Annotated in this window: 11 protein-coding genes and 1 riboswitch; of the genes, 7 read left to right on the top strand and 4 right to left on the bottom strand. The window is 62.5% G+C overall.

Annotated features, from left to right (window positions below; translation table 11 throughout):
• Nucleotides 1-16 precede the first annotated feature (16 nt).
• Nucleotides 17-673 carry a 5-formyltetrahydrofolate cyclo-ligase gene (locus ACOOE1_RS20045; RefSeq protein WP_420403975.1) on the top strand — a complete coding sequence of 219 codons (657 nt, stop codon included), beginning with the start codon at nucleotides 17-19 and terminating at the stop codon, nucleotides 671-673.
• Nucleotides 674-1,785: 1,112 nt separating this feature from the next.
• Here the strand turns inward: ACOOE1_RS20045 and ACOOE1_RS20040 are convergent.
• Complete coding sequence (locus ACOOE1_RS20040; protein ID WP_420403974.1) at nucleotides 1,786-2,280, bottom strand: HlyD family efflux transporter periplasmic adaptor subunit; 495 nt, start codon at nucleotides 2,278-2,280, stop codon at nucleotides 1,786-1,788.
• 108 nt (nucleotides 2,281-2,388) lie between these two features.
• Entirely contained in the window at nucleotides 2,389-3,741 is a 1,353-nt protein-coding gene (locus ACOOE1_RS20035; RefSeq protein WP_420406455.1) for an ABC1 kinase family protein, read from the bottom strand.
• Nucleotides 3,742-3,855: 114 nt separating this feature from the next.
• Nucleotides 3,856-4,013: riboswitch (FMN riboswitch) on the top strand.
• Nucleotides 4,014-4,099: 86 nt separating this feature from the next.
• Here ACOOE1_RS20035 and ACOOE1_RS20030 point away from each other — a divergent pair.
• The 4 genes from ACOOE1_RS20030 (at nucleotide 4,100) to ACOOE1_RS20015 (ending at nucleotide 7,098) form a co-directional block, all read left to right on the top strand.
• Nucleotides 4,100-4,582 carry a 6,7-dimethyl-8-ribityllumazine synthase gene (locus ACOOE1_RS20030; protein WP_420403973.1) on the top strand — a complete coding sequence of 161 codons (483 nt, stop codon included), beginning with the start codon at nucleotides 4,100-4,102 and terminating at the stop codon, nucleotides 4,580-4,582.
• A gap of 112 nt (nucleotides 4,583-4,694) precedes the next feature.
• Entirely contained in the window at nucleotides 4,695-5,708 is a 1,014-nt protein-coding gene (gene msrP / locus ACOOE1_RS20025; protein WP_420403972.1) for a protein-methionine-sulfoxide reductase catalytic subunit MsrP, read from the top strand.
• Between the two features lie 40 nt (nucleotides 5,709-5,748).
• Nucleotides 5,749-6,438, top strand: coding sequence for a class I SAM-dependent methyltransferase (locus tag ACOOE1_RS20020; RefSeq protein WP_420403971.1), 690 nt, complete (start codon nucleotides 5,749-5,751; stop codon nucleotides 6,436-6,438).
• A gap of 114 nt (nucleotides 6,439-6,552) precedes the next feature.
• Nucleotides 6,553-7,098, top strand: coding sequence for a PAS domain-containing protein (locus ACOOE1_RS20015; RefSeq protein WP_420403970.1), 546 nt, complete (start codon nucleotides 6,553-6,555; stop codon nucleotides 7,096-7,098).
• A gap of 7 nt (nucleotides 7,099-7,105) precedes the next feature.
• Here the strand turns inward: ACOOE1_RS20015 and ACOOE1_RS20010 are convergent, their stop codons facing one another.
• Nucleotides 7,106-7,909 carry a class I SAM-dependent methyltransferase gene (locus ACOOE1_RS20010; RefSeq protein WP_420403969.1) on the bottom strand — a complete coding sequence of 268 codons (804 nt, stop codon included), beginning with the start codon at nucleotides 7,907-7,909 and terminating at the stop codon, nucleotides 7,106-7,108.
• A 327-nt stretch (nucleotides 7,910-8,236) separates the two neighbouring features.
• Here ACOOE1_RS20010 and trxB point away from each other — a divergent pair, with 327 nt between their 5' ends.
• Nucleotides 8,237-9,205 (top strand): thioredoxin-disulfide reductase, encoded by a 969-nt coding sequence (trxB, locus tag ACOOE1_RS20005; RefSeq protein WP_420403968.1) that lies wholly within the window; start codon nucleotides 8,237-8,239, stop codon nucleotides 9,203-9,205.
• Between the two features lie 142 nt (nucleotides 9,206-9,347).
• Nucleotides 9,348-10,241, top strand: a complete 894-nt coding sequence (locus ACOOE1_RS20000) for a LysR family transcriptional regulator (protein ID WP_420406454.1) — start codon at nucleotides 9,348-9,350, stop codon at nucleotides 10,239-10,241.
• Nucleotides 10,242-10,877: 636 nt separating this feature from the next.
• On the opposite strand, the gene ACOOE1_RS19995 is transcribed toward ACOOE1_RS20000, so the two are convergent.
• The gene (locus ACOOE1_RS19995; protein WP_420403967.1) at nucleotides 10,878-12,263 is read right to left on the bottom strand and encodes a sensor histidine kinase; all 1,386 of its coding nucleotides are present in this window, start codon (nucleotides 12,261-12,263) and stop codon (nucleotides 10,878-10,880) included.
• Between the last annotated feature and the right edge of the window lie 121 nt (nucleotides 12,264-12,384).

The following is a 12,384-nucleotide window of genomic DNA, read 5'->3' as shown; positions in this document are numbered from 1 at the left end:
TCCGGAGGGCCCTCGAATGGTGGACGAAACGGCGGGCGGAGATGCGGCCTGCTTTCTCCATACCCTCGTCGACGGACATCCCGTCGACCCCGATACCTGGCGCGACGTCGCGCGCATGCGGCGGGCCGAGCGGGAACGGCTCTATGCCCTGCGCAAGGCCTTTTCGCCCGAAGCGCGGGCCGCCGCCACCGAGGCGATCGTCCGCGACCTGGAGACCGTCACCGGCCCGCTCGACGGCCTGAACGTCTCGGTCTACTGGCCGATCCGGGGCGAGCCGGACCTGCGGCCCTGGATGAAGGAGGCGCACGAGGCGGGCGCCCGGATCCTGCTCCCGGTCGTCGAACAGAAGGGCCAGCCGCTCGCCTTCCGGCGCTGGGAGCCCCGGGCGAAGATGGAGCGGGGGATCTGGAACATTCCGGTGCCGGCCGCCCGGGAGACCGGTTTGCCCGACCTTGTGGTCTCGCCGCTCGTCGGGGTCGACGAGGGCTGCTTCCGCCTCGGCAATGGCGGCGGCTATTACGACATGACCCTCGCGCGCCTCGAACCGCGCCCACGGATCATCGGCGTCGGCCTGCCCGGCTGCACGCTGAAGACGATCTTCCCGATGCCCTGGGACGTGCCGATGGACACCATCGTCCTCGGAGACGGTGCGCCCCGGCATCGCGAAGCCTAGGTCCTCCTCCCCCTCTCGGTGGAGGAAGGCAAGCAGCACGCAACGCGCGCCGCCGGAGACCGGGCGTGCCTCGTGCAGCAGGGAGCAGGAAAAGGCGACCGCGCCGCCCGGGCCCGCCATGCGGCTCGGCGGCTTCGGCTTGCCGTCCGGGAGCTTCAGGCCGATCGGCGGCACGATATCCCCGATATCGAACCACGGATCGAGCGCGGGCTGTTCCATCGATATGTCGCCTTCCCCCGTCTGCAGGCGTTGATCCCGTTGCGAGAACGACGATGACGGGAGGAGGTGCGGGCGGCAAAGGGCGAAGGAAGCGGAAGAGGCAGGGTTAAAGGGACACGTTACTTCTTGGGTTAGGGTTAAAGGGACACGTTACTTAATTAATCCGCACCGTCCAGCGCATAGCTGGCCAGCGATTTGAACCGTCCGCCCCCTCAAATCTGTTGGGCGTCAAATTAAGTAGTGTGTCCCCTTAATCCCTTAATAAGCGTTACGCTATTTTCTCTTACACTTATATTGTTCAAATAGGCAAATTCGGCAGAGCTTTGCTTTAGATAATGCACCACCGACAAAGCAATTTGATAACCCGCACTATTCAATATAACTTGCTGATCCTGGCTCATAACCGCTCCGCCCCTAGATTGAAAAACCAATTTATTTATTTACTAATTACAATTACCACTTAATGATTAATCCACATCATACAAGAAATGCATAAACATATATATATTTATATAACCAATAAAAAATGAAACCGAAAACCATCCATATTAAAAAATACGAAACAGAAGCAATGATAAATTTTGATAATTTACTTCTTGATTTACACTGTAAAAACAACACTGCACGCTCTCGCAGATACCAGAACACCCAAACAATACAAGAAAATAACAAAAAATACTTAGCTATCCAATAATCCCCGCCAATAAACGTATATTGCAAATTTCCTTTGCCAAAAGTCAAAAAATTAAATGCATTATTTAGGACTAGAACTACAAAAGTTCTACTCGGCTCCCAAAAATATACTAACAATACAAAAAATGGATATATTGACTTAATGCTGCTCTCTAGTAGCCAAAATTTTCCTGACTCAACTCGGTCTTTGCAGTTACTGCTCATCGCTCCCGCATCCCTTCGCTCGCATAGCGCAGCACAGGCTGCAGCACGTATTCCAGCACCCGTCTTTCCCCCGTCAGCAGGTCCGCTGTCACCGACATGCCCGGCACCAGGCGGACGTCCCACCCGTCGACGCGGAGATGCTCGCGCTCCAGCTCGATCCGCGCGGTGTAGGACAGCATCTGCGGTGCCGCCTGCGGGCCGCTGGTGGCCGCGCCCGCGGCGCTGGCGGCCCCGGCCGCATGACTCGCGTCCTGCGGCACCACGGCATCGGCGCTGAGGGAGACGACCCGCCCCTCGATGCTGCCGTAGCGCATGTAGTTGAAGGCATCGACCTTCACCGCCGCGCGCTGGCCCACCTCGATGAAGCCGATATCCCGGTTGGTCACCGTCGCCTCAACCGTGAGCCGGTCCTCCTGCGGCACGATGCGCATCAGCGCCGTGCCCGGCTGCACATAGCCGCCGAGCGTGTGCACGGCGAGGCTTTTCGCCACCCGTTCTAAGTCAGTGCCCGGCTGAAGCCGTTCGCATGGTGAATTCGGTGCCGCCCTCATGGCACCAGATACTATTTCGAGGGCGCCGCCCTGTCTCGTTCAAAGCGCTCACTCCGCCGCCGGCACCCGCGCTTCCTTGAGCGCCTGCGCCTGCCGTTTCGCCAGCGCCGCCACATCGAACTCCGCGACCAGCTCGTGGAACAGGCGGTACCAGTTCACCTCCGCCTTCAGATGCAGGAAGACCGAGCCGAGGCCGATCGCGGCGCGGTCCATCAGGACGAATTCGCGCGGCGGCTTGACGCCCTGCAGGCGGCGCAGCTCGACATGGACCTTTTCCGCCACCTCGCGGCCATACATGCCGGTATTGGTCTCCTGGATGCGGCGCGCCTTGTCCTCCATCAGCGGGGCGTAGATGAAGCGGGCCCACATGTTGAGGACCCCGATCGTCTCCTTGTCGAGCCCCTCGAAGCCCCAGCTCTCGTAGGCATGGACCGCGAGCGCCTCGTCGTCGGTCGAGAGCGCGTTGTAGAGGTCGATCACCCCTTTCACGAAGCTCGGCGGGAAGACGCGGATGCAGCCGAAATCGAGCAGATTGATGCTGCCGTCCGGCCGCACCGAATAGTTCCCGAGATGCGGGTCGCCGTGGATCACGCCGTATTCGTAGAACGGCACGTACCAGGCGCGGAACATGTTGAGTGCCACCCGGTTGCGGGTCTCCTGGTCCTCATGCGCGGCAATGAAGTCGAGCAGCCTGGCGCCGTCCAGCCAGTTCATGGTGAGCAGCCGCGGCGTGGTCAGGGCATCGACGGCTTCCGGGACATGGACGCTCGACTCGTCCTTCAGCATCAGGCCGTAGAGCGCCATGTGCCGCGCCTCGCGCTCGTAATCCAGTTCCTCGCGCAGGCGGGCGGAGAGTTCCTTGTAGATCTCGTCGGTATGGATCGCCTTGTCGTAGCGCGCATAGACCGAGAAGATCAGCCGGAGCTGGCGCAGGTCCGCCTCCACCGCCGAGGACATGTCGGGATATTGCAGCTTCACCGCGAGCGGATTGCCCTCCCGGTCCGCCGCCCGGTGCACCTGGCCGAGCGAGGCGGCGGCCGCGGCCTCGTGCTCGAAGGCGCCGAACCGTTTCTGCCAGCCGGCACCGAGCTCGCGGCTCATCCGGCGCTTGACGAAGAGCCAGCCCATGCTCGGCGCGTCGGCCTGAAGCTGCACCAGCTCGTTGGTATATTCCTTCGGCAGGGCGTCGGGGATGGTGGCGAGGATCTGCGCCACCTTCATCAGTGGCCCCTTGAGACCGCCGAGCGCCTCGCGCAGTTCCGCCGCATGTTCGCCCTTGTCCAGCTTGAAGCCGAGATAGCGCTCGCCGGCGACCCGCGCGGCAAGGCCGCCGACCGCGCCCGTGACCCTGGCGTAGCGCTTCACGCGGCCGCCGAGGGAATTGCGTTCCGTGTCTTTCATGGCGCTGAAGATAGGGCGCAGCCGCGCCGATACCAGAGGCAATCCGCAGCCAGTTCCCGATTGTAACGGGCGGGCCGGGTCCCTAGGTTTGAAGAGTCGCCAGATGGTTGGCGGCGAAGTTCTCGGGGCGGGGTGAAAGTCCCCACCGGCGGTGACATGAGAGAGCCATCCGGCTGTTCCGTGAAGCCCGCGAGCGCCCGGCACTGCCGGGGTCAGCAGATTCGGTGCGACTCCGAAGCCGACGGTGAAAGTCCGGATGAAAGAGAACGGCACGGATGCGTTGCGCCCTCGGCGCGGCGCGTTTTCCGGTGTTCGAACTCGGCCTCGATTCCTGTTTTTTGACAAGGAGTTGGAACCGATGATCCAGAAAGACATCAAACCCACGACCGGCCCGATCGGCGGCCGCATCGCCTTCGTTCAGGCGCGCTGGCACCATGACATGACGAGCCAGGCCCGGTCCGGCTTCGCCGCCGAACTGGCCGACCGCGGCTTCAGCGCCGACCGCGTGGACTATTTCGAGGTCCCGGGCGCGTTCGAGATCCCGCTGATGGCCCAGAGACTTGCGGCGGGACCGGACTACGCCGCCATCGTGGCCACCGCCTTCGTCGTCGACGGCGGCATCTACCGGCACGATTTCGTCGCCTCCGCGGTGATCGACGGTCTGATGCGCGTCCAGCTCGACAGCGGGGTGCCGGTGCTCTCCGTGGTCCTGACACCGCACCATTTCCACGGCACGGACGAGCATATCGGGTTCTTCCGGGCGCACATGGAAGGCAAGGGCCGGGAAGCCGCGCATGCCTGCCTCGAAGTGCTCGATCTCGAGGAAAAACTGGCGGCCTGACCCCGCTCCCGGCCGCCCGGACACGCGTCTCTCACCCGCACGTGACTGGCCGTGTCCGGCGCGCTGGCCTATGTCTGTCTTCTGCAGAAAGTCCGCGGCCGGAGGATGCGCCATGCTGTTGAAACGATGGAAGGGCTGGGAACTGCCGGAACGGGCGGTGACGCCCGAATCCCTGTTCCGCAACCGCCGGTCCCTGCTGAAGGGCCTCGCGGCCGGACCGATGGTGCTCTCGGCGGCGGCGCTGACCGGTTGCGGCGACGAGGCCACGGCGGACGGCGATCCGGCCAGCATGATCGCCGCGGTTCCGCCGGATCCGTCCGCGCATCTCTATCCGGTGAAGCGCAATCCGGCCTATGCCGACGGCGGCCCGGACCGTCCGATCACGGTCGAGGACCTCGCCACCAGCTACAACAATTTCTACGAGTTCGGCAGCCACAAGGACATCGTTCGCGCGGCGCAGGATCTGAAGATCCGCCCCTGGACCGTCACCCTCGACGGCGAGGTCGCGAAGCCGAAGACCATCGATATCGACGACCTGCTGGAGCAGATGCCGCTGGAAGAACGGGTCTACCGCCTGCGCTGCGTCGAGGCATGGTCCATGGTCGTCCCCTGGAGCGGCTTTCCGCTGGCCGCGCTGGTCAAGCTCGCCGAGCCGCTCTCCTCGGCGAAATATGTCCGCATGGAAACCTTCATGGATCCGGAGATGGCGCGCGGGCAGAAGCAGCATTGGTATCCCTGGCCCTATATCGAGGGACTGACCATCGAGGAGGCGACGAACGATCTCGCCTTCATCGCGACCGGGATCTACGGCAAGCCCATGCCGCGGCAGAACGGCGCGCCGCTGCGCCTCGCCGTGCCGTGGAAATACGGCTTCAAGTCGACCAAATCGATCGTCCGCTTTACCTTCACCTCCGAGCGCCCGGTCTCGTTCTGGGAGGAGCTGCAGGCGAGCGAATACGGATTCTGGGCGAACGTGAATCCGGACGTGCCGCATCCGCGCTGGAGCCAGGCCTCGGAACGGCCGCTCGGCGGCGGCGCCAAGGTGCCGACCCTGCTCTACAACGGCTATGCCGAACAGGTCGCCGGTCTCTACAAAGGGCTGGAGGGCGAGCGTCTCTTCATGTAGGTCCGGAGTCCGGAGCAGACAGGCTGTGGGGGGCCATGCCATGAGCGGACCGACCGAAGACACGTTCCACAGCGTCGTGAGGGATGCCGACACGGCGCGCGGCAAGCTCGTTCCCTATCGCGATTCCATTCACCGCACCATCATCGACCTGCTGCCGGAGCCGCAGGACGGATCGCCGCTGCGCATCCTCGATCTCGGACCCGGAACCGGGCTCCTGGCGGAGCGTATTCTTGCCGCCGACGAGAATGCCGAGCTCACCCTGATCGATTTCTCCGAGGCCGTCGTCGCGAATGTGCGCGGCAGGCTCGAGCCGTACGGGCCACGCGTCACGGTGATGTCCGGCGACTATGTGCACATGACCTACGACGGTCCCTACGACGCCGTCATCGCGGAACTCTCGATCCATCACCTCAATCCGAAATCAATACGGACCCTGCTTTCCGCCAGCTATGCCGGGCTTCGCCGGGGCGGCGGGATATTCGTCAATGCCGATCAGGTTCGGGGAGAAACGGATTGCGTCGAGGACAGGCATCTCGATGCCTGGCGCCGTGACGCGCTCAGCCTCGGTGCGCCGGAAGGCGAGATCGAGGAAGCGATCGAGACGCACCGGAACGGCCGCCCGCCGACCCTCGGAACAATCACGCAGAACCTCTCCGACGACGGATACGAGGATGTCCGCTGCGACTACAAGCAATGGTGCTTCGCGGTGGTGTCCGGAGCCAAGGTGTGAGCCGAATCACAACGTCGCGCCCCGGAGCCGATTTATTTGGTCCGGCTAACCCTCGGTAAACAAATTCTGAGCTATACTGGAAATCCAACGAAGACGTGTGCGTGAATTCAGCAGATGCCCTCTGACGACAGAGCGATCTCGGAACTGAGGAAACGAATTCCCCAGGCGGACGAAAGGATCTTCGAGTTTTTCGCCGCCTGGCTCGCTGCGCGCAGCGACGCCCTTGTCGCACGCCGAAAGGACTTCTCCCCGCTCAGCGTACCGTCCCTCCTGCGCTACATCTGGATCTATCGCTTCGAGCCGGAGGTGGGCGACTACGTCTGCAAACTGGCGGGCGAGAGCGTCAACGATGCCTGGGGAAGGGGAATCAAGGGCCGCACCATCCGCAACATCGTCGGCGAGATCGACTATCCTGTGGTGAAAGAGCGCTGGGATAAAATCGTCGGAGTTCCACTGATCCAGTACGGCGCGGTCGAGGAGCGGCTCTCCTCACTCGATGCCTGGCATGCGGAGAGATTGCTGCTGCCGATGGCGTCCGAAGACGGCAAGACCGATGTCATCCTCGGGATCAGTCTCTACAATCTCGCTCAGTTCGCGGACGATCGGAACGCGAACGTCTCCGAGGTCGTGATGCAGTTCCCCTGCCGCGACATTCTCTGACCGCGTTCTATGTGTCGGCGGCGGTCCGCCGGTACATGACGAGATCCGTCTCGGCGATATGCACCAGCGGCAGTTGCTTCGAGAGATCGTTCAGGAAGGCGAAGACATCCGGCGCGTCCGGCTTGTAGTCATGCCAGAGAATGACGCCTTCCGCGGCGAGCATGTTGAGCGCCTTGCGCGTGTCGCTTTCGACATAGGTCCGCGTATGCGCGCCGTCGACGAAGACGAGGTCGACCTTTCCGCGCAGGTCTTCCTCGTCATAGGCCTTGCTGTCGGAGAAGATCTGCCGAATGTTCCTCTCGGTCGGCTGGCCGTTGTAATAGAAGGTCTGAAAAGAGGATTCCTCGGCCGCGACGTCCCGGTGATGCTTATCGTCGCCGAGGCCGAATTCCAGCGCCGCCAGATCGTCCGGGTGCAGCGTGAGGGTGTGGATCTCGGCATCCGGTGCAGCGTTCAGGGCAAAGACATGCGCGGTCTTGCCGGTACAGGTTCCGAATTCGAAGATGCGCTTCGCCCCCTTGGCCAGTGCCGCCATGACCCAGGATTCCCGATCCGACAGCGACGCCACGACACCCTCGCCGCCGATGAAGCGCACTTCGGAATCCGGACTCGGACCATAGGGCGTCATGGCGAAACAGGGCGCGACCTCTTCCAGCTTCGCCTTGCGGATCGGATAATCGGAAAAGGCGAAGGCCCGCTTCTTCTGCCGTCGCAGTTTCAGCATGCGCCGGGTGATGAAATAGAGCGCGACCAGCGACAGCAGATTGGTTGCGATCAGCAGGGTCGTCAGCCAGGCGGGCCAGTCAGGCATCGACAATCTTCCGTTCCTGAGGTGAGCTCGGATCGACGTGAGACATGCAGGGGCAAGAGGGGGACTGTCAAGCTGCCCGGAGCGATATGCGGGACGGGAGACGCGGCAGAACGGTGACCGGCCAACCCGCGCGCGGTCACCGGAACGGCGCGTGCACCCGGGCGGGCGCCTTCCCCGGCCGGTCTCTGCCGACGACCAGCCGAAACATGCGGCACGTTGCGAGGAATAGGCGCCGCGCCGCTTGTTCGCTTCCCGGCGGTTGCTTATGTTCGGAAGAGGCCGCCACCAAAGGTCCGAGAACCCCAGACAACAGGACTGCTCTGCCCCATGACCGAACATCGCGAGAAAATCGTCATCATCGGCTCCGGCGCCGCCGGACTCACCGCCGCCATCTATACCGCGCGCGCCAACTTAAAGCCGGTCGTGCTTGCGGGACTGCAGCCGGGCGGACAGATGACGATCACCTCCGAGGTGGAGAATTATCCGGGCTTCGCGGACGTCATCCAGGGTCCGTGGCTGATGGAACAGATGCAGAAGCAGGCAGAGCATGTTGGCGCGCGGATCGTCTACGACCTCGTGACGGCGGTCGATTTCTCGAAGCGTCCCTACACTCTTTCCATGGATAGCGGTGACACATTCGCCGCCGACGCGGTGATCATCGCTACCGGTGCGCAGGCCCGCTGGCTCGGGCTCGAGAGCGAGCAGACCTACAGCGGCCGCGGCGTCTCGGCCTGCGCCACCTGCGACGGTTTCTTTTTCCGCGAGCAGGAGGTCATCGTCGTCGGCGGCGGCAACACGGCGGTCGAGGAAGCGCTCTATCTCGCCAACATCGCCTCCAAGGTGACGCTGGTGCATCGACGCGATTCGCTCCGGGCAGAGAAGATCATGCAGGAACGGCTGTTCCGGCACGAGAAGATCGAGGTGGTCTGGGACAGCGTGGTCGAAGAGGTCCTCGGCGGCGAAGGGCCGATGGCCGGAGTCGAGGGCGCGCGGATCAAGAACGTCAAGACCGGCGCCGTGAAAGAGATCAAGGCGACCGGCTTCTTCGTCGCCATCGGGCACGATCCGGCAACCAAGCCGTTCGTCGGGGCCCTTGAATCCGACGGAGAAGGCTACCTGCTGACCGAGACCGGCAGCACCCGAACCTCTGTTCCCGGCATCTACGCCGCCGGCGACTGCGTCGACAAGGTCTACCGTCAGGCGGTGACCGCGGCCGGCATGGGCTGCATGGCGGCGCTGGAGGCGGAAAAATACCTTGCCGCGCTGGAGGATGCCGCCGCCGAAGCGGCGGAATAATCTGACGGGCTCGGTAACGATCCGATAACCCTCTTCTCCTAAACTGCTTTTTGCTCCGTGTTCTTCTGGCCCGCGCCCGTCGCCTGGCCTAGACTGGATGCTGGAATTCTGTGTGAGAAGGCGAGATCGGTTCACCATGGCCATGGACTGGGACAAACTCCGGGTCTTTCACGCCGTCGCGGAGGCGGGCAGCTTCACGCATGCGGGAGAGACTCTCAATCTCAGCCAGTCTGCCGTCAGCCGTCAGATCAGCCAGCTGGAAGATTCGCTCAAGGTCGCGCTGTTTCACCGTCATGCGCGGGGTCTGATCCTGACCGAGCAGGGCGAAACGCTCTACCGCACTGCACGCGAAGTCTTCGCCAAGCTCGCAGCCGCGGAAGCGAGCCTGTCGGAAGGCAAGGAACTGCCGCGCGGCCCGCTCAAGATCACCACTCCGGTCGCCTTCGGTTCGACCTGGCTCGCCTCGCGGATCGGCCGTTTCCTCGAGCTCTATCCGGAGATCAGCGTCAATCTGATCATTGACGACGGCGAACTCGATCTCGGGATGCGGCAGGCCGATGTCGCGATCCGGCTCAGCCCGCCGCGGCAGCCGGATCTGATCCAGCGCCATATCAAGAACATCAAGCTGCATCTCTACGCCTCGCCGTCATATCTGAAACAGGCGGGCGTGCCGCAGACCGCGGAAGATCTACAAAATCATCGGCTCGTGCTGTTCGGCGATACACCGCACCCGCCGTTTCCGAACGTCAACTGGCTCAGGGAACTCGCCACCGGCGGGAACCGGCGCGTCCATATGAACACCTTCGCGGTGAACAATTATTACGCCATTCTCCGGGCCGTCCAGGGCGGTGTCGGGATCGCCGCGATCCCCGATTATCTGGCCCAGGAGGACAGCAGCCTCGTGCGGGTGATGCCGGATGTCGAAGGCCCGCAGGTGCCCGCCTACTTTGTCTATCCCGAGGAACTCCGTCATTCGAAACGGATCACCGTGCTCCGCGATTTCCTGATCCAGGAAGTCGCCAAAACCCAGTTTTGATTTTTGGAAAAAATCTAAATCGGAGCATATTGCACCGATCATTCTTAAACCCCATCTCTCGATTCAGGTTGGATTCGGAACGACGGTTTGTTTCATGAATTTGACATTGAAGGTGCAAGGGGCATGCATTTTTTGCATATCCGAACTGAACAAAAATGCATGGTCGTTAACCTCTTATAGACATATTTAGAAGAAGATCACGGTGCTGCTTTGCAGCATCTTCCCTTCAGGCCCCCGCCTGAAGTAGAGGGCCCTCCGGGGTCCTACGTCTCCCAGACGTGAAGCCTCCCTGTTCAACTTGCCGGGAACCTAGCGGTTCCCGGCATTTTTTCTTTGGGGCGGGTAATTTTCCGTCACGGCCCCCCGCCGGCCGGATTTCGCGCTGCAGCATCCCGACCGCCAGGAGATTTCCGGATCCCGCGGAACGGCGGATGATGGCGACCGCGAAACCGGGACGAAATCTGTTCTCCTACGCGATGCCCCTGCTCCGCGGCATCGGGGCCGCTTCGGTCTGCCTATCCATGTCCTGGTCGGCGCGGCAGCCGGAGCGGGGCGTTCACCCCGCCTCCGCCATATTCGCCGCCGCCGCTGCCCTCCTCTTCAATGCAGTGAAAGCGGTCCGTCGCGTTAGCCGCGTCAGCCTGCTGCCCGGGGATCTGTCGGCAGGAAAACCGTGATCTTGGTTCCCACACCAAGTTCGCTCTCGATCTCCATCCGTCCGCCGTAGAGTTCGACAAATTTCTTCGAGAGCGCCAATCCTATGCCCTTGCCGTGCGGGTTGTGGGTCTTGCCATTCTCGAGCTGATTGAAAGGCTCGAGGGCTTTCGGGATATCGGCATCGGACATCCCGATCCCGGTGTCCGAGACGCTGATCTCGATGAAATTTCCGGCGCCCCGCGTCGATGCCAGTTCGATCCGCCCGCCCTGCAGCGTGTAGTGGATGGCATTATTCAGCAGATTGATCAGGACCTGACGCAGCTTCAGCGGGTCTATGCGGATCGGCGGGAGGTCCTGATCCGCCGGCGAAAGCCGGAGTTCGATCCCCCGCGTCTTCGCGAAGGGCGCGAGCATATCCCGGCAGAAAACCATGACCTCCGTCACATCCACCGGCTCACCGTCGGCGCCGGTCTGGGGCGACTCGCCTGTCGCAAGTGTGAGCATCTCGTCGATCAGATTTGAAAGGTGTTTTCCGCTCTCCGCGACGAGCTCGGCATATTCCTTGTATCTTGGCGTGCCGACAGGCCCGACCGCCTCGCTCGCGATGACTTCGGCAAATCCGATGATGCTGTTGAGCGGCGTTCTGAGCTCGTGCCCCAGCTTGTTGTAGGTCTCCTGCTTGAACTCCTTCTCCAGCTCGGTTTCGCGCTGCGCGAACTCGAGATTGGCGAGCAGATGAGCCTTCTCGGCCGCCATCGCGAGTCGCTCCTCCGCCGAGCGTCCGATTTCGCGTCCCCAGACCAGAACGACAGTCAAATAGACAATCCCCATAAAGGCGACCACAGGCCCTTCCGGGGCGCCCGAGAGCATGATTCCCGCAATCAGGCCGATGCCCGCCGGAAACACATAGGCCCGGAACACCCTCTGGCTCCCTGTCAGGGTGAACGTGGCCCCGGCCAACATGCCGCAAACAGCAACGGAGATGATTCCGATAACCTCCATCGGCATCGGGAATTGCGCGACCGAGAGGCCGGTCAGGGACCAGACAAGGCCCTGCGCGGCCGCGCAGTGGAACATCCGGCGCTCCCAGAAAGGCGCCTCGGAAGGCCCCGGCCTGGAACGGCGGAATCTGTCGACCAGGAAGACGCGGTAAAGAGACAGCGCCCCCATGAGGAGGACCCATCCGACGAGATAGGCGCGCGGAACGTCATCCCTTGCCGCAACGGAAACCAGGGCCGCGATCGCGACGTTGGCAAGCGCCGGAAGGTTGGAGCTGAAGAGCGGCTCTATTCGCTGAACCAGCAGGTCGCCCTCAGCATCGTGGATGACGGATCTCTCCATCCGATCCGGAGAAGACGGCTTCATCGATCCTTCCGTCCAGCTGTGTCACACCCAATACCCCGCAGGGAGTAAGCCTTCCCGCCCCTCCGGAGTCGAGCCAATACGTCATAGTCAGTTTCGGGAAGCGTCTGCGATATCCGAATTC

This window comes from Nisaea sp. (assembly GCF_965216895.1).
Taxonomy (GTDB): domain Bacteria; phylum Pseudomonadota; class Alphaproteobacteria; order Thalassobaculales; family Thalassobaculaceae; genus Nisaea.
Note: the sequence above shows the minus strand (reverse complement) of the source record. Positions and strands in the feature narration are given on the sequence as shown.

What these genes read in the sequence shown, in the direction of transcription:
- ACOOE1_RS20045 (WP_420403975.1), top strand. Translation starts at nt 17, where the DNA reads ATGGTGGACGAAACGGCGGGCGGAGATGCGGCCTGCTTTCTCCATACC.
- ACOOE1_RS20035 (WP_420406455.1), bottom strand. Translation starts at nt 3,741, where the DNA reads ATGAAAGACACGGAACGCAATTCCCTCGGCGGCCGCGTGAAGCGCTAC.
- ACOOE1_RS20030 (WP_420403973.1), top strand. Translation starts at nt 4,100, where the DNA reads ATGATCCAGAAAGACATCAAACCCACGACCGGCCCGATCGGCGGCCGC.
- msrP (WP_420403972.1), top strand. Translation starts at nt 4,695, where the DNA reads ATGCTGTTGAAACGATGGAAGGGCTGGGAACTGCCGGAACGGGCGGTG.
- ACOOE1_RS20020 (WP_420403971.1), top strand. Translation starts at nt 5,749, where the DNA reads ATGAGCGGACCGACCGAAGACACGTTCCACAGCGTCGTGAGGGATGCC.
- ACOOE1_RS20015 (WP_420403970.1), top strand. Translation starts at nt 6,553, where the DNA reads ATGCCCTCTGACGACAGAGCGATCTCGGAACTGAGGAAACGAATTCCC.
- ACOOE1_RS20010 (WP_420403969.1), bottom strand. Translation starts at nt 7,909, where the DNA reads ATGCCTGACTGGCCCGCCTGGCTGACGACCCTGCTGATCGCAACCAAT.
- trxB (WP_420403968.1), top strand. Translation starts at nt 8,237, where the DNA reads ATGACCGAACATCGCGAGAAAATCGTCATCATCGGCTCCGGCGCCGCC.
- ACOOE1_RS20000 (WP_420406454.1), top strand. Translation starts at nt 9,348, where the DNA reads ATGGACTGGGACAAACTCCGGGTCTTTCACGCCGTCGCGGAGGCGGGC.
- ACOOE1_RS19995 (WP_420403967.1), bottom strand. Translation starts at nt 12,263, where the DNA reads ATGAAGCCGTCTTCTCCGGATCGGATGGAGAGATCCGTCATCCACGAT.